A 16598-nucleotide genomic window follows, 5' to 3' on the forward strand; every position below is an offset into this window, starting at 1 on the left:
GGCTCAGGCACCGCCGCGCAGGATGGAGTTGCCCTCGTGGGTGGCGGCGGGGTCCTGGACGTCGAGGTCGAGTCGGCCGCTGAGCCCGTAGAAGGCGACGGGGTTGCGCCACAGGACGCGGTCGACGTCGTCCTCGTCGAACCCGGCGTCCAGCATGGCGTCGGCGACCTTGCGGGTCTTGAGCGGATCGCTCTTGCCCCAGTCGGCGGCGGAGTTGACCAGCACCCGCTCCGGCCCGTGGTCCCGCAGGATCGCGACCATCCGGTCCTCGTCCATCTTGGTGTCGGGGTACACGGAGAAGCCGAGCCAGCAGCCCGCGTCCTTGGCCTCCTTCACGGTGGTCTCGTTGAGGTGGTCGATCAGGACGCGGTCCGGGGCGAGGGCGGACTCGGCGACGACGTCGAGGGTGCGGCCCAGGCCCGCGAGCTTGTCGCGGTGCGGAGTGTGCACCAGGGCGGGCAGCTCGTGGTCGGCGGCGAGCTGGAGCTGGGCGGCGAGCGCCGCGTCCTCGGCCGGTGTCATGGAGTCGTAGCCGATCTCACCGACGGCGACGACATGGTCCTTGACGAGGTAGCGCGGCAGCAGGTCGAGGACGGGCGTGCAGCGAGGGTCGTTGGCCTCCTTGGGGTTCAGCGCGATCGTGCAGTGGTGGGCGATGCCGTACTGGGCGGCGCGGAAGGGCTCCCAGCCGAGGAGGGAGTCGAAGTAGTCGACGAAGGACGCGGGCGAGGTGCGGGGCTGCCCCAGCCAGAAGGCGGGCTCGACGACCGCGCGCACACCAGCGGCGTACATCGCCTGGTAGTCGTCGGTGGTGCGGGAGGTCATGTGGATGTGGGGGTCGAAGATACGCATCAGGGCTCCTGTGCCTCGTGCTCCGCGCCGGTGGTGGAGGGGGTCGTGACGGCGGCGGGTCCGGTGGGGGTGGCGGGTGCTGTGGAGGGCCGGTGGCCCCGGGTCGAGGGGGCGGCGAGGTTCAGGACGCGGTGGAGATCGTCGGGCACGGGACGTCCCGCGGCGGTGCGTTCGGCGGCGTAGTCGGCGAGCATGCGGGCCAGTTCCGCGTCCCCGCTGGCGCGGCGCTCCAGGTCCGCCACGGCCCCCACGGGGACACCGGTGAACAGGCACTTGAGGACGGCGTGCCGCCATTCGTGGGCGGGCAGGTGAGCGGCGGCGTAGGGGCCGAGCGCGGCGGCGACGAGCCGGGTGTCGTTGGTGCGCAGGGCGTCCTGGACCAGCGGCAGCGCGGTGGGGCCGGGCACCAGGAGGGCCAGGGAGCGCAGGACGGCGCGGCGTTCGGCGGCGGTGCCCTGTTCGTAGAGGCCGGTGAGGGTGGCGGCGTCGGCGCGGGCGGCGTGCAGGAGGAGCAGACGGGCGGCGTCGGCGTGCTCGGGTCCGCAGCGGCGGCCCGCCTCGGCGAAGCGTAACTGCCAGACGGGGGCGGCGTACGACGTCGGCGCTTCGGACGCGGGGAGCGCGGTGGACGCGGCGGTGGCCTCGGCAGTGGCCTGGTCGAGCCAGGCGCGGGCGGCGCCGCCGAGGGCGGCTTCGAGGCGGGTGCGCAGGTCGGCGACTTCCAGGTCGGCGACTTCGGAGGGCTCGGTCACGGCGTTCCTCCTCGGGGTGAGGCCTCGCGGACCGCCGCTGGGGTGGTGGAGGGGCCGGAGGCGGGACGGAAGGAGGGAGAGCCGCCGGGTGCGGGGGTGGCCGCGAGGGCGGCGGCGTGGTGCAGGAAGTCCAGGGAGCGGGCGGCGAGTTCGGGGCCCGCGTGGGAGTGGCGGGGCAGTTCGACGACGGTCAGGCCCTGGTAGCCGCAGTCGGCGAGGGCGCGCAGGACGGGCGGGAAGTCGATCTCGCCGTCGCCGAAGGGGAGGTGTTCGTGGACGCCTCGGCGCATGTCCTCGATCTGGACGTGCCGCAGCCAGGGAGCAGCGGCGCGGACGCAGTCGGCGGGTGGCTCGGGTTCGAGGCACTGGCAGTGGCCGATGTCGAGGGTCAGGCCCAGGAGTACGGGGTCGTCGAGGACCCGGCGGAGGTGGTGGAAGTCGGCGAGGGTGGCGAGGAGGTGACCGGGTTCGGGTTCGACGGCGAGGGGGATGCGGGCGCTGGACGCGGCGTCGAGGACGGAGGCGAGCCCGTCGGCGAGCCGTTGCCAGGCGGTGGCGTCAGGGGTGCCGTCGGGGGTGATGCCGCTGAAGCAGTGGACGGCGTGGGCGCCGAGGTCCGCGGCGACCTGGACGGCGCGGACGAGGAGGCGGACGCGGCTGGCGCGGCGGTCCGGGTCGGGGTCGAGCAGGGAGGGGCCGTGCTTGCGGCGCGGGTCGAGGACGTAGCGGGCACCGGTTTCGATGGTGGCCGTCAGGCCGAGCCGGTCCAGGCGCCGGGCGACGTGGCGGGTGCGGGCGGCCAGATCGGGGGCGAGTGGATCGAGGTGCATGTGGTCGAGGGTGAGACCGACTCCGGAGTAGCCGAGGTCGGCGAGGAGACCGAGGGCGTCGTCGAGGCGGAGGTCGGTGAGGCCGTTCGTGCCGTAGCCGAAGCGAAGGGGGCGGGTGTGGGGCGTGCCGTTGGTGCCCGGGGCAGCCCGGGCGTCCAGAGCGCCTGTGGTGTGCGGAGCACCCTGGGTGTTCGGAGCACCTGGGGTGTCCGGGGCGTTGGGGGCGCTCATGTGATGCTCACCTTCCGGGCGAAGCGGCGGGCCGCTGGGGCGAGGGCCGCCGTCAGCAGGGCGGTGCCAAGGGACCCGGACCGCGCGGCGAGGACGGCCTGGAGCGGGATCAGGGCGCGGATACCGCCGCCGACGGCGCGCTGGGTCAAAGGAGGTGAGGGGTTGAGGGCGGCGTGCCAGTAGGGTCGGGCGGCCGTGGTGGCGTAGGTCAGGGCGAGCGCGGTGCGCGCCAGGTCGCGGGTGCCGGGAGACTCGGGGGCGCGGCCTGAGGGGGCAGGGTGGGGATGGCCCGTCAGGCCGAGGCGGGCCGTGGGCCGCCGCTCCCCCAGGCGCCGATCCGCCGGGCGCCGCTCCCCCGGGCTCCCCTGCACTGGCTGCCGCCTCGGCGACCGCCGCCCCGCCGACCGCCGCTCGGCCGGGAGTCCGGCCGCCCCTGGCCCACCGGCAGGACGTAGATCCGGCTGGCCATTCGGGTGTGGGCCCGGTTGCCCCTCCGGGGGCGAGCCCGGCTGGGGGCCGGGGTTCGCCATCGCGCGGGTCAGGGCGAGCGTCGTGGCCAGGGCTCCCAGCGGGGCGATGACGGAGCCGCCCTGGGTCTCCTGCCGGGAGACGGAGGTGACGGCGAGGGTATGCGCGCCGAGGGTGGCGGCTGCGGGCAGGGCGGGCTTCAGCAGTCGCCAGCCGGGGGCGGGCATGGGACGGAGGACCAGCCCGGTGGGCCGCGTGTGCCCGGTGGGGGACGCTGTCGGCGCCGACCGGGAGCGGCGGGCGGTGGCCTTGGTGGTGGCGGTGACTGTGGCGGTGGCGCCGAGCAGGAGGTCGAGGCCTCGGGCCATGGCCATGGTAGCGGGGCCCGCGGGGGTGCGTTTGAGGCCGAGGTCGTAGGCCCAGACGGTGCCCGCGAGGGCCGTGGCCACGGTGAGGGCGGGGCGGCCCGCGCGGGCGGCGAGGGCCAGGCCCGCCGTCGTGAGGGCGGCCGCGGCGGTCAGGGCGGCCGTGGGGGTGATGCGCCCCGAGGGGATGGGCCGGTGCGGGCGGTCGACGGCGTCTTCGGCGCGGTCGGCCCAGTCGTTGAGGGCCATGCCCGCTTCGTACAGGCAGAGGGAGGAACCGATGGCGAGGAGGGTCCCGCGTCCGGGGCGCAGTCCGGTCGCGGCACCGGCGAGGGCGTCGCCGGGGACGGTGAACAGGGCGGGCAGCCGCAGGAGTTCGACCCAGGCGCGGGCGCGGGCGCCGGGGCTGGCCTCAGGGCGCGGCCGAGTGCCGGGGCCACCGCGGCTGGGGCGTAAGCGGGCGGCAGGGCGGGGGCTCGTGCGCGGGCCCGGCGGTGACCCGGAGCCGGGCGCGGTCCGGGCGTCCGGTGGGGTCCGGGAGCCGGGCGTGGTCTGGGGGGCGCTCGCTTCGGGGCCGCACGGCGCGGCGGAGTCCGAGCCGCCCCACAGCCGCCCCAGCGTCCGGCTCCATGCGCGCCGCCGGGGTCGGCCCCCGCCGCCGGGCGCGTTGCCCCACCGGCCTGCCCGTGTCGTGGTCACGCCCCGGTCACCTCGTCCCGCAGTGAGGCGGCGAACGCCACGAGCGCCGCGTACTGCTCGGCGAGGGCGGAGGTGGCGCCGGGGTCGGGGTCCTTGAAGTAGAAGGCGAGTTCGGGAAGGGGGCCGGTGCGGCCGCGCTGGTGGGCGCGGGCCAGCAGGCGGGCCAGGTCGAGGACGAGGGGGGCGGCGAGGGCGGAGTCGCAGCCCTGCCAGGTGGTCTGGAGGGTCATGCGGGTGCCGAGGAAGCCGTCGAAGGCGATGTGGTCCCAGGCGGTCTTCCAGTCGCCGAGCGCGGGGACGTCGTCGATGTGGACCTCGCCCTCGGGGGCGGTGCCGAGGGTGTCGGTGAGGACGCGTTCCTTGCCCGCGTTCTTGGCGGCGGCAGCGGCGGGGTCGGCGAGGGCGGCGCCGTCGCCGCCGCCCAGGAGGTTGGTGCCGGACCAGGCACGGACGGCGAGGGCCCGCTGGGCGAACATCGGGCCGAGGACGGAGCGCAGCAGGGTCTGCCCGGTCTTGCCGTCGCGTCCCGCGTAGGGAAGGCGGGAGGAGGCGGCGAGGTCGGCGAGGGCCGGGTGGTGCAGCCCGGCGGAGGGGGTGAAGTTCACATAGGGGCAGCCCGCGCGGAGGGCAGCCGCCGCGTAGAGGGAGCTGGCGGGCAGCCGGGCACCGGGGGCGCCCCCGACGCCCGGTGCCACCCAAGGCCCAGGGCCCGCCCCCGAGCCGAGAGCCACGCCTGCCCCCGAGCCGCGAGCCACGCCAGCGCCAGCGCCAGCGCCAGTGCCGCCGGACGCGTCCCCCGCGCCCGCGCCCACACCCCCACACGCGCCCCCCACGCCACCGGACGCACCCCCGGCGCCAGCGCCCGCTGCCCCCGCATCGCGGGCGAGCCCCCTGCTGGAGGCCGTCCCCGCCTCAGGGGTCACGGCCCCCGCCTCAGGGGCACCGGCCCCACGCGCACCCCCCGCCCCGCCACCAGGCCCACCCCCAGGCGTCCCGGCCCCAAGCCCGGCACCAGGCCGATCCCCAGGCCCGGCAACAGGCGCCCTGCCAGGCCCGGCATCAGGCGCCCTGCCAGGCCCGGCATCAGGCGCCCCGCCAGGCCCGGCATCAGGCGCCCCGCCAGACCCGGCATCAGGCGCCCCGCCAGCAGACGCCCCGCCAGCCCCCGGCACCGGCTCCGTCGAGGCCACGTTGATCACGACCGCTCGGGCGAGGCCCCGGCGGCGTATGAAGTCGGAGATTTCGGAGGCGAACGCGGTGATCAGTTCCTCGTCGGTGCGGGTGTCGCCGGGCAGGGGGCCGCCGGTGCGGATTTCGGCGTCGGCGGCGGCGAGTTCGGCGCGGACGGCGGTGGGCAGGCCGTGGGGCAGGACGCCCCCGGCGGCCAGTTCCTCGGCGCGCTTGGGCAGCGGGCACTCCTGGGTGTCATGGCCGCCGAAGACGAGGGAGGACAGGGCGGGCAGTCCGGCGTGCGCGAACGGTGGGGTCTCGGTGACGACGCCGACGGGTGGGTGCAGGCCCGCCGTCATGGCCGCACAGCCCGCGATGGCCGTCGTGGCGACGGACCCCCGGGCGCCGATCAGCCACACCCCGATGGGGCCCGCGCTTTCAGTAGTGGACACGGCTGCCTCCTGTCGTTCACGCACGCTCGGTCGTCGTCGCTCCCCGCGAGGGGGTGAGACGGCGGGCGGAGGTCCGGCGTCCTCCGCCCACCGTCGCTCAGGGGGCGCCGTCGGCGGACGGGCGCCCGGCGGCGGGCAGTTCTCGGATCCGGATGTCGCGGAACGCGACCTGGTCGTCGGCGCCGTGGTTCTGGATGCCGATGTGGCCGTCACGCAGGCTCCGCGCGGGGTCCGTGTTGGTGTAGTCGTTGATCAGGGTGCCGTTCAGGTAGATCCGCAGGCGCTCGTCCTCGACGCGGAGTTCGTAGGTGTTCCACTCCCCCGGCGGATTGAGCGCCTTGTCTCGGGCGGTGAGGTCGGCGGACTGGAAGCCGTAGACGGCTCCGGTGGTCTTCTCCGGGACGTCGCTGGCGTCGATCTGGATCTCGTAGCCGTTGTTGACAGCCGACCATGGATCGTCGGAGGGAGGGAAGCCCACGAAGACACCGGAGTTGTCGTCCTTGTCGGTGCCGGTCATCTTCCAGTCGAGCTTCAGGGAGTACGAGCCGAAGGACCGGTCGGCGTACCAGAGCAGGCCCATCCCGCCGACGGAGGTGATCGTTCCGTCGTCGTCGAGGGTGAAGGAGCCGGGTCCGGCCTGCTTCCACTTGCCCAGCGATGCGGCGCTGCCGTCGAACAGGGGGCGTAGCCCCGCTCGGGGCGGCAGTCCGCGCGGGTGGCGCCGGTGGCGTAGCGGATGCCGCCGAGGAGGTGCTGGCGGAAGGCGGGGTCGGCGAAGGACTCCTTGGTGTGGCCGCCGCCGGTGTAGAAGGAGCGGCCGCCGTCGTACGGTGCGCACCAGGCGATGGGGTGGTCGCCGCCCATGGTGCCGCCGGTGTACGACGACTCGTCGAGGGAGGCGAGGACCCAGGCGTGGTCGCGCGGATTGGTGCGGTAGTTGTACCACTCGTCGGTGCGGTCCCAGACCGCGCCGAGGTGGGCGGTGGCCGGGTGGGCGTGGTCCTCGACCGTCACCCGCGCGGGCTGGATCGCGGGGTGGGACTGGAAGCGGGCGCCCACGAGGCCGCCGTAGAAGGGCCAGTCGTACTCGGTGTCGGCGGCCGCGTGGACGCCGACGTAGCCGCCGCCCGCGCGGATGTACCGCTCGAAGGCGTGCTGCTGCTGGGCGTTCAGGACGTCGCCGGTGGTGGAGAGCCACAGGACGGCGTCGTAGCGGGCCAGGTTCTTCGCCGTGAAGGCCCGGGCGTCCTCCGTGGCGTCGACGGCGAAGCCGTGGGCGGCGCCGAGGGCGCGTACGGCCGCGACGCCGTCGGGGATGGAGTCGTGGCGGAACCCGGCGGTCCTGGAGAAGACGAGCACGCGTGCGGAGTCCTCGCGGGGGCCGGAGCCGGGGCGGTCGGGCCCCGGCCCCGGCTCGGACGACGCGGGTCCCGACGCGCAGCCGATCAGCAGGGTGGCGGCCGTCGTGGCGACGGCGAGCCGTGCTCGTGCGCGCATCGCGGTACCTCCCTGTCAGCCGGTGGTGAAGGTGAAGTCGTCGACGTCGTACAGCGCGCCGGTGCCCGTGCCCTTGAAGACCAGATAGAGCGTGGTCGTCGCGGCGGGCGCGCCCGCGAGGGGCGTGGTGACATCCGTGTACGTCTCCCAGGAGCCGGTCGGGTCGACCTTGGCGGTGCCGAGCAGGGTCCCGTCGGGGGCGCCCGCGCGGATCTCCAGGGTGCCGCCGGAACCGGCGGAGGCGACGCGCGCGGTCAGCTTGGTGGCGTTGGACAGGACGTACGGCTTGAAGGAGATCCAGTCGCCGTCGTGGATGTCGCCGACGGTCTTGCCGCCGTGGGCCGGGGCGTGGCTGATGATGTTCACGCCCTGGGAGTCGCCGTAGTGCTCGGCCTGGCGCTGGCGGGTCTGGGTGACGCTCTGGTCGTGGGTGGTCAGCGGGGGCTGGTCGTTCGCGCCTTTGTCGGTGTACTCGGCGTCGAAGACCCCGAAGATGTTGGCGTTCGGGTCGTGTTCGCTGTCCTTGGACGTCTGGAGGGTGCCCTCGCAGCCGTTGGCGGAGGTCACGGGGTGGCCGTGGCTGTCGTGGCCGAGGATGTGGGTGACCTTGACCTTGGCGCAGTCCACGGCGCCGTCTTCGGGGTCGGTCACGGTGACCTTGAAGGGCACCTTGTCGCCGAAGGTGAACAGTTGGCCGTCTGCGGGGAGTTCGAGCTTCACGGTGGGCGCGGTGTTGCCTACGGTGATGTGGGCGCTGGCGCTGCCGGTGCGGCCCGAGGGGTCCTTGGCGGTGACGGTGGCGGTGTAGACGCCGTTCTTGTCGTAGGTGTGCGTGGGGTTCTGCTCGGTGGAGCTGGTGCCGTCGCCGAAGTCCCACCTGTACGTCAGGGCGTCACCGTCGGCGTCCGTCGCCTTGGCTGTGAACTGGGTTTTCAGGGGTGCCTGGCCGCTGGTGACCGTCGCTGAGGCGTCCACGACGGGCGAGTGGCCGCCGGTGGCGTTCTCGATGCGGTAGAGGGCGGAGTTCTGGTCGCCGTTGAAGTAGCCGGTGCCGTAGTCGAGGACGTACAGCGCGCCGTCCGGGCCGAACTGCATGTCCATCACCTGGGTGCCCTTCCAGGGGAAGGCGTTGATGGACTTCACGGTGCCGTCGGCGCCCTGGTCGACGCGCTTGATCCAGCGGCGCCCGAACTCGCCCGCGAAGAAGTCCCCGTCGTACGCCTCGGGGAACTTCACCGGAGAGTCCAGCTTCGCGTCGTAGCGGTAGACCGGGCCGCCCATCGGCGACTCGGAGCCGGAGCCGAACTCGGGGACGGAGCCGCCGTCGTAGGGGATCCACGCGGGCTGCGCGGGCGGCAGCGCGGTCCGTCCGGTGTTGCGCGGCGACGCGTTCCTCGGCGCGGCGCAGTCGAAGGCGGAGCCGGAGGTGCCGGTCGCGAAGTCGTAGTCGACGTACGCGTCGTTCTTGCCGGTGCAGTACGGCCAGCCGTAGTTGCCGGGCTTGGTGACGCGGGCGAACTCGACCTGCCCGGCAGGGCCGCGCCGGGGGTCGGCGGCGCCCGCGTCGGGGCCGTAGTCACCGACGTAGACGATGCCGGTGGGCTTGTCGACGCTCATCCGGAAGGGGTTGCGGAAGCCCATCGCGTAGATCTCGGGGCGGGTCTTCTTGGTTCCCTTGGCGAAGAGGTTGCCCTTGGGTATGGAGTACGAGCCGTCGCTCCTGACCTTGATGCGGAGGATCTTGCCGCGCAGGTCGTTGGTGTTGGCGGAGGTGCGCTGGGCGTCGTACGCCGGGTTGCGGGAGGCGCGCTCGTCGATGGGCGTGAATCCGTCGGAGGCGAACGGGTTGGAGTCGTCGCCCGTCGACAGGTACAGGTTGCCCTGCTGGTCGAAGTCGATGTCGCCGCCGACGTGACAGCAGATGCCGCGGTTGGCGGGGACGTCGAGGACCTTCTTCTCGCTGGACTTGTCGAGCGTGCCGTCGGCCTTGAGCACGAAGCGGGACAGGCGGTTCACGCCGTCGAACTTCTGGAAGTCCGCGGCGGTGCCGTCGTTCGGGGCGTCGCCCGCCGGGGTGTTCAGGGGCGGGGCGTAGTAGAGGTAGACCGCCCGGTTCTTGGTGAAGCCCGGGTCGACGGCGATGCCCTGCAGGCCCTCCTCGTCGTGCGTGTACACCGGGATCTTCCCGGCCGTCTTCGTCTCTCCGGAGGCGGTCGTCAGGCGGACCGTGCCGTCGCGGGAGGTGTGCAGGACGGAGCGGTCCGGGAGGACGGCGAGCGTCATGGGCTCGCCCATCTCCGGTTCCCCCTTGGCGAGGGTGACCTGCTGGAAGTCCTCGGCGGTGGGCCCCGGGGCGGCCTGGGCGGGGCTGGTGGGGGCGGCGAGGGTGAGCGTGGCGGCGGTGAGCAGGGTGCCGGTGAGCCCTGCGAGCAGGGGCAGGGGCTTGCGCGGTCTGTGCACGGGGTCCTCCGGTGAGGGGGCCGTTGGTGCCGGTGCGTGCGGGGCGCCCGGGGTGCGCCGTCACCCCGGGAGAGGGTATGTCCTGTACACATCACGGAACGGTAGCCATGTTTGTCCGTCGCGGATAGCCCTTGTGCGGCAGCGGAGTTGGGCTTCTTCCTGGGGCGGGACAAAGTGGGTGGACTGGTGCCTCGCGGGGCGCCCCAGTCCCACCCCTTTCCCAAAACCAGGGGGCCAGCCCCCTGGCACCCCCGAAAATCGGCCTGGCGGCCTCGTCCTCAAACGCCGGACGGGCTACATCATCGCGCTGGCGCGCTCGTCCTCGAACGCCGGACAGGCTGGATCGGTGCGCTCCGCGCTCGTCCTCAAGCGCCGGGCGGGCGGGAGGACGTGCGTCGCGGAGCGGCGGATTACGCAGAGCCGAGGACGGCGAGCACAACAGATCCAGCCCGTCCGGCGCTTGAGGACGAGGCCGAAGGCCGATCGACGGGGGTGCCAGGGGGCGGAGCCCCCTGGTTCGGGGAGGGGCGGGATTGGGGAGCCCCCGGCCGGGTCACCTCGCGAACGCCGCGTCGAACGCCGCGCCCGGCGGGTCGAAGTCGTACGCCTTCAACCGCCGCAAGGCCTCCGGCGCGCCCTGAAGCCGGTCCATGCCCGCGTCCTCCCACTCCACCGACACGGGCCCCTCGTACGCGATGGACCGCAGCATCCGGAACACGTCCTCCCAGGGCACGTCCCCGTGCCCCGCGGAGACGAAGTCCCAGCCGCGCCGCGGGTCCCCCCACGGCAGGTGGGAGCCGAGCCGCCCGTTGCGGCCGTCCAGGCGGCGCCGGGCCTCCTTGCAGTCGACGTGGTAGATCCGGTCCCGGAAGTCCCAGAGGAAGCCGACGGGGTCGAGGTCCTGCCAGACGAAATGGGAGGGGTCGAAGTTCAGGCCGAAGGCCGGGCGGTGGCCGACCGCCTCCAGGGCGCGGTGCGTCGTCCAGTAGTCGTAGGCGATCTCGCTGGGGTGCACCTCGTGCGCGAACCGGACGCCCTCGGCGTCGAAGACGTCGAGGATCGGGTTCCAGCGCTCGGCGAAGTCCGCGTAGCCGCGCTCGATCATCGACTCGGGGGCGGGCGGGAACATCGCCACCAGGTGCCAGATGGCCGACCCCGTGAACCCGACCACCGTGTCGACGCCGAAGGCCGCGGCGGCCCGCGCCGTGTCCGCCATCTCGGCGGCGGCCCGGCGGCGTACGCCCTCCGGGTCGCCGTCGCCCCAGATGCGGGCGGGCAGGATCGCCTGGTGGCGCTCGTCGATGATGGCGTCGCAGACCGCCTGGCCGACCAGGTGGTTGGAGATGGCCCAGCACTTGAGGCCGTGCCGGTCGAGCAGCGCGTGGCGGCCCTCGACGTACGCGGGGTCGGCGAGCGCCTTGTCGACTTCGAAGTGGTCGCCCCAGCAGGCGAGTTCGAGGCCGTCGTAGCCGAAGTCGCGCGCGAGGGAGCAGACCTCTTCGAGGGGCAGGTCCGCCCACTGGCCTGTGAAGAGCGTGAACGAGCGGGGCATGCGGCGCCTCCTCAAGGGGCGGTCGGCGGGGGGACCGGCGTGTACACGGAGTTCTTCCCGGCGCTCTCCTCGACGGCCGCGAGGACGCGCTGCACCGCGAGCCCGTCGGCGAAGGACGGCTCGGGCGGGGTGCCGGTGGCGATGGCGTCCAGCAGGTCGCGGGCCTGGTGCACGAAGGTGTGCTCGTAGCCGAGGGCGTGCCCCGGCGGCCACCAGGCCTCCAGGTAGGGGTGGCCGGGCTCGGTGACGAGGATGCGGCGGAAGCCGGACGAGGTGGCGGGTTCGGTGTGGTCGTGGAAGGACAGCTCGTTGAGGCGTTCCAGGTCGAAGGCCAACGAGCCGTCGGAGCCGTTGAGTTCGAGGCGCAGCGCGTTCTTGCGGCCCGCCGCGAACCGTGTGGCCTCGAAGGTGGCGAGGGCACCGGAGGGGAAGCGGGCGGTGAAGACCGCCGCGTCGTCGACGGTGACCCGGCCCGTCCCGGCGCCGCCCGCCCCGGCGCCGCCCGCCCCGCCGTCCCCCGCCCCGGCGCCGCCCGCCGCGCCGAGGCCGCTGGACGCGCCGCCCGCGACCGGTCGCCGCCGCACGAAGGTCTCGGTGAGCGCGGACACGCCCGCGATGGGCTCGCCGGTGAGGAACTGCGCGAGGTCCACGATGTGCGCGCCCAGGTCGCCGAGGGCCCCGGACCCGGCCCGCTCCCTGCGCAGCCGCCAGGTGAGCGGGAAGTCCGGGTCGACCAGCCAGTCCTGAAGGTACGTCAGCCGGACGTGCCGCAGCGCCCCGAGGCGCCCCGCGGCGACCATGTCGCGGGCGAGGCTGAGCGCGGGCACGCGACGGTAGTTGAAGCCGACCATCGCCATCTGGCCGCGTGCGCGGGCCCGTTCGGCGGCGGCCAGCATGGCCTCGGCCTCCGCCACGGTGTTGGCGAGCGGCTTCTCGCACAGCACGTGCTTGCCCGCGTCCAGGGCGGCGATGGCGATCTCCGCGTGGCTGTCGCCGGGGGTGCAGATGTCGACGAGGTCGACGTCGTCGCGGGCGATGAGCGCCCGCCAGTCGGTCTCCGCGGCGGCCCAGCCGAGCCGGTCGGCCGCCGCCCGCACGGCCGTGCCGTCGCGGCCGCAGACCGCCGCGAGCACCGGGGCGAGGGGGACGTCGAAGGCGCGGGGGACGGTCCGCCACCCCTGGGAGTGGGCCGCGCCCATGAACGCGTATCCGACCATGCCCACGCCCAGCGGACGCTTCCCGGCGTCGTGCTCCGTCTCAGTCATGCGGTGCTCCTCCTGTTCGGCGCGTACGGCATCGGCGCGTACGGCATCGACACGTACGGCGTACGGCGCGGCGTTCGACGCGTGCGCCCCGGGGCAGACGTGTGCGGCACGAGGCAGACGCGTGCGCCCGGGGCGGACGTGTGCGGCGCGGGGGCGGACGTGTGCGGCACGGGGCGGAAGCGTGCCGCACGTGAAGCCGGTGGCCTCACTTGAAGCCGGTGGGCATGTACTGGTCGACGTTGTCCTTGTCGACGACGGCCGAGTACAGCGTGATGGACGCCGGGATCTCGAACTCGGCCATGCCGCTGACGCCCTTGCCCTGGGCGAGCGCCCGCGCGAGGTCGATCGCGGAGGCGGCCATCGTCGGCGGGTACAGGACGGTGGCCTTCAGCACGCCCCGGTCCTGCTTGATCTCCTGGAACGCGGAGAGCGCGCCCGCGCCGCCGACCATCAGGAAGTCGTCGCGGCCCGCCTGCTTGATGGCGCGCAGGGCGCCCACGCCCTGGTCGTCGTCGTGGTTCCACAGCGCGTCGAAGTCCTTCTGCGCCTGGAGGAGCTGGGACATCTTCGCCTGGCCGGACTCGACGGTGAACTCGGCGGCCTGCCGGGCGACCTTCTCGATGTTCGGGTAGTTCTTCAGGGCGTCGTCGAAGCCGGTCGTGCGCTGCTTGGTCAGCTCCAGGTTGTCGAGCCCGGCCAGCTCCACGACCTTGGCGTTCTTCTTGCCCTTGAGCTTCTCGCCGATGTAGTGCCCGGCGTTGAGGCCCATGCCGTAGTTGTCGCCGCCGATCCAGCAGCGGTAGGCCTGCGCGGAGGCGAAGATCCGGTCGAGGTTCACCACGGGGATCCCGGCCCGCATGGCCTTCAGGCCGACCCGGGTGAGGGCCTTGCCGTCGGCGGGCAGCACCACCAGGACGTCGACCTTCTTGTTGATCAGGGTCTCGACCTGGCCGATCTGCGCGGCGGTGTCGTTGGAGCCCTCGGTGGCCTCCAGGGTGACGTCCTCGTACTTCTTCGCCCGGGACCTGGCCTGGTCGTTGATGGCGTTCAGCCAGCCGTGGTCGGCCTGGGGCCCGGCGAAGCCGATGGTGACGTGCTTGCCGGGCTTGTCGTCGGCGACGGCCTGCGAGTTGTCCGGGGCGTCGCCCCCGGAGTCCTTGGGCTCGTTGCTGGTGCAGCCGGTCAGGACGGCCCCGGCGGAGACGGCGGCCGCCCCGAAGAGCAGCCCTCTGCGGCTCGTGGACTGTGGCATGGCTTGCTCCCCTTCACGTGGTGGAGGTGCGGCGCTGGACCAGGACGGCGGCGACGATGATGGCGCCCTTGGCGATCTGCTGGACGGCGGTCTCCAGGTTGTTCAGCGCGAAGATGTTGGTGATCGTGGTGAAGATCAGTACGCCGAGCACGGAGCCGGTGACGGTGCCGCGCCCGCCGCTGAGCAGGGTGCCGCCGATGATCGTGGCGGCGATGGCGTCGAGTTCGTACAGGTTGCCGTTGGTGTTCTGGCCCGAGCCGGACAGGACGATCAGCAGGAACGCGGCGATGCCGCAGCACAGGCCGGACAGCAGGTAGAGGTAGAGCCGCTGCCTGCGTACGTCGATGCCCGCGAGCCGCGCGGCCTCCGCGTTGCCGCCGACGGCGACCGAGCGGCGGCCGAAGGTGGTGCGGTTCAGCAGCAGCCAGCCGACGGCGGTCACGGCGGCGAAGACCAGCACCAGCGGCGGGACGCCCAGCACATAGGAGTCGCGCTCGCCGAGCCGGAGCACGCCGTCCACGGTCACCATCTGCGTCTTGCCGTCGGTGATCTCCAGGGCGAGCCCGCGCCCGGAGGCGAGCATGGCGAGGGTCGCGATGAACGGCACCACGCCGCCGTACGCGATGAGCAGCCCGTTCACCAGGCCGCACCCGAGGCCCACGACGACGGCCGTGAACAGGATGCCCGCGAAGCCGTACTCCTGTGTGGCCACGGTCGTCGCCCACACCGACGCCAGCGCCACGATCGCGCCGACCGACAGGTCGATGCCGCCGGAGATGATCACGAAGGTCATGCCGACGGTGACGACGCCGATGACGGACGCCTGGGTGAGGATCAGCTGGACGTTGTCGGTGTCGAGGAACGCGTCGGGCTGGGTGACGCCGCCGACCACGACGAGCGCGGCGAGGACGCCGAGCAGCGACAGGGTCCGCAGGTCGGCGCGGGCGGCCAGGGACTTCAGGGGGCTTCGCTCGCCGTCGGACGGCGGGCTCTTCTCGGTGACGGGCCGGGCGGGCGATGCGGGCTGCGTCATGACGCCGGGCCTCCTTCCGTGGGGGTGGTGTCGTCCGGCGCGGCACCGGACGCGCCTGGGGCTCCGGGTGTGGTGTACGGGCCCGACGTGCCGGAGGCGAGGACCAGGTCGAGCACCCGGTGCTCGTCGAGGTCGCGCGCGGGCGCCTCGTGCACGACGTGCCCCTCGCGCAGCACCAGGACGCGGTCGGCGAGGCCGAGGACCTCGGGGAGTTCGCTGGAGACGAGCAGCACGCCGAGGCCGTCGTCGGCGAGGCGGCGTACGACGGCGTACAGCTCGGCGCGGGCGCCGACGTCGACGCCGCGCGTGGGCTCGTCGAGGAGCAGCACCTTGCAGCCGCGCAGCAGCCAGCGGGCGAGCACGGCCTTCTGCTGGTTGCCGCCGGACAGTGTGCGCACGGGGGCTGAGGGGTTGTCAGGCCGCAGGGACAGCTCTCGGGTGGCGGCGCGGGCGGCCTCCCGCTCCCGGCTGCGGTCCAGCCAACCGCCGTACGAGAAGCGGGACATGGACGACACCGACACATTGCGGGTGACGGACTCCGGCATCAGCAGGGCCTGTGCCTTGCGCTCCTCGGGGGCGAGGCCGAGCCCGGCGCGCACGGCGGCGCGGACGCTGCCGGGGCGCAGCCGCCCGCCGTCCACGCGGACGTGTCCCGCGGTGGGCCTGCGGGCGCCGTAGATCGTCTCCAGGATCTCCGAGCGGCCGGAGCCGACGAGCCCGGCGAGGCCGACGATCTCCCCGGGGCGCAGTTCGAGGTCGAAGGGCGCGAACTCGCCCGCGCGGGCGAGGCCGTGGACGGTCAGGACGGGCTCCCTGGTGGGCGGGCGGGTGTCGGGGGGCCGCCGCGGGAAGACGTACGCGACGTCGCGGCCGGTCATCAGGGCGACGATCTCCCTGGTGGGCGTCTGCCGGGCGGGCAGTCCGCCCGCGACGGCCCGGCCGTCCTTCAGGACGGTGACGCGGTCGCCGATGCGGCGGATCTCTTCGAGCCGGTGGGAGATGTAGACCACGGCGACACCGTCGTCGGTGAGGTCGGTGACGATCCGGAAGAGGTTGTCGACCTCGTCCGGGTCGAGGGCGGCGGACGGCTCGTCCATGACGATCAGGCGCACGTCGTGGGAGAGGGCGCGGGCCATCGACACGATCTGCCGCTGGGCGGCGGACAGTTCGCCGACGAGCCGCCCCGGGTCGATCTCGGGGTGGCCGAGTCGCTGGAGCAGTACGGCCGTTGCCGCGCGTGCCGCCCGCCCCCGGACGAGGAATCCGGCGGCGGTCGGCTCATGCCCGAGGAAGACGTTCTCGGCGACGGACAGGTGCTCCACCAGGTCCAGTTCCTGGTAGATGGTGGCGATGCCGAGGCGCATGGCGGCGGTCGGCGAGCGCAGGGTGACCGGGGCGCCGCGCCAGGCGATGGTGCCGCCGTCGGGCTGGTGGACGCCCGCGAGGACCTTGATGAGGGTGGACTTGCCCGCGCCGTTCTGCCCGAGCAGGCAGTGCGTTTCACCGGCCTGGACGTGCAGGTCGACGCCGTCGAGGGCGCGGACGCCGGGGAACGACTTGGTGATGCCGGACATGCGGAGCAGCGGTGGTTCTGGTGCCATGACGGGTCCCTTGTGCGGGTGTGGCCGGTGTCAGGGGTTTCAGGGCAGAGCAGGGTGCGCGCTGTGCTGGGGGTGCCGCGGGAACGGCCGGGGGCCGCCAGGGGGGCCGGGGGCGGCCC

The 16598-nt window shown here is 73.8% G+C and carries 11 protein-coding genes and 2 pseudogenes; all 13 read right to left on the minus strand.

Annotated elements, in window-relative coordinates; all coding sequences use genetic code 11:
- Positions 1 to 3: 3 nt before the first annotated feature.
- The 13 genes and pseudogenes from ACOBQU_RS07170 to ACOBQU_RS07230 all read right to left on the minus strand — a co-directional run bounded on the left by ACOBQU_RS07170 (position 4) and on the right by ACOBQU_RS07230 (position 16479).
- A complete protein-coding gene (locus tag ACOBQU_RS07170; protein WP_423625052.1) occupies positions 4 to 852 on the minus strand; it encodes a TatD family hydrolase in 849 nt (282 codons plus the stop codon).
- Positions 852 to 1604 (minus strand): EboA domain-containing protein, encoded by a 753-nt coding sequence (locus ACOBQU_RS07175; RefSeq protein ID WP_423625053.1) that lies wholly within the window; start codon positions 1602 to 1604, stop codon positions 852 to 854. Before ACOBQU_RS07175 ends, ACOBQU_RS07170 begins: the two co-directional genes overlap by 1 nt.
- The gene (locus ACOBQU_RS07180) at positions 1601 to 2665 is read right to left on the minus strand and encodes a sugar phosphate isomerase/epimerase family protein (protein WP_423625054.1); all 1065 of its coding nucleotides are present in this window, start codon (positions 2663 to 2665) and stop codon (positions 1601 to 1603) included. The genes ACOBQU_RS07175 and ACOBQU_RS07180 overlap by 4 nt, the downstream gene beginning before the upstream one ends.
- Entirely contained in the window at positions 2662 to 4197 is a 1536-nt protein-coding gene (locus ACOBQU_RS07185; RefSeq protein ID WP_423625055.1) for an SCO3242 family prenyltransferase, read from the minus strand. The genes ACOBQU_RS07180 and ACOBQU_RS07185 overlap by 4 nt, the downstream gene beginning before the upstream one ends.
- Entirely contained in the window at positions 4194 to 5369 is a 1176-nt protein-coding gene (locus ACOBQU_RS07190; RefSeq protein ID WP_423634310.1) for an inositol-3-phosphate synthase, read from the minus strand. The genes ACOBQU_RS07185 and ACOBQU_RS07190 overlap by 4 nt, the downstream gene beginning before the upstream one ends.
- Positions 5364 to 5819, minus strand: a pseudogene (locus tag ACOBQU_RS07195) (inositol-3-phosphate synthase); the annotation flags it as partial. The pseudogene ACOBQU_RS07195 and the gene ACOBQU_RS07190, both read right to left, overlap by 6 nt.
- Positions 5820 to 5916: 97 nt before the next feature.
- Positions 5917 to 7316: pseudogene (locus ACOBQU_RS07200) on the minus strand (ThuA domain-containing protein).
- 15 nt (positions 7317 to 7331) lie between these two features.
- Positions 7332 to 9776: a PQQ-dependent sugar dehydrogenase gene (locus tag ACOBQU_RS07205; RefSeq protein ID WP_423625056.1), complete on the minus strand. Its 2445-nt coding sequence runs from the start codon at positions 9774 to 9776 to the stop codon at positions 7332 to 7334.
- Positions 9777 to 10329: 553 nt separating this feature from the next.
- Positions 10330 to 11328 (minus strand): sugar phosphate isomerase/epimerase family protein, encoded by a 999-nt coding sequence (locus ACOBQU_RS07210; protein ID WP_423625057.1) that lies wholly within the window; start codon positions 11326 to 11328, stop codon positions 10330 to 10332.
- A gap of 11 nt (positions 11329 to 11339) precedes the next feature.
- On the minus strand, positions 11340 to 12593 hold the full coding sequence (locus tag ACOBQU_RS07215) for a Gfo/Idh/MocA family protein (RefSeq protein WP_423625058.1): 1254 nt from the start codon (positions 12591 to 12593) through the stop codon (positions 11340 to 11342).
- 205 nt (positions 12594 to 12798) lie between these two features.
- The gene (locus ACOBQU_RS07220; RefSeq protein WP_423625059.1) at positions 12799 to 13845 is read right to left on the minus strand and encodes a substrate-binding domain-containing protein; all 1047 of its coding nucleotides are present in this window, start codon (positions 13843 to 13845) and stop codon (positions 12799 to 12801) included.
- Between the two features lie 13 nt (positions 13846 to 13858).
- Positions 13859 to 14878 carry an ABC transporter permease gene (locus ACOBQU_RS07225; protein ID WP_423625060.1) on the minus strand — a complete coding sequence of 340 codons (1020 nt, stop codon included), beginning with the start codon at positions 14876 to 14878 and terminating at the stop codon, positions 13859 to 13861.
- Positions 14875 to 16479: a sugar ABC transporter ATP-binding protein gene (locus tag ACOBQU_RS07230; RefSeq protein ID WP_423625061.1), complete on the minus strand. Its 1605-nt coding sequence runs from the start codon at positions 16477 to 16479 to the stop codon at positions 14875 to 14877. The genes ACOBQU_RS07225 and ACOBQU_RS07230 overlap by 4 nt, the downstream gene beginning before the upstream one ends.
- Positions 16480 to 16598 lie beyond the last annotated feature (119 nt).

This window comes from Streptomyces sp. G45 (genome assembly GCF_049542095.1).
Classification (GTDB): Bacteria; Actinomycetota; Actinomycetes; order Streptomycetales; family Streptomycetaceae; genus Streptomyces.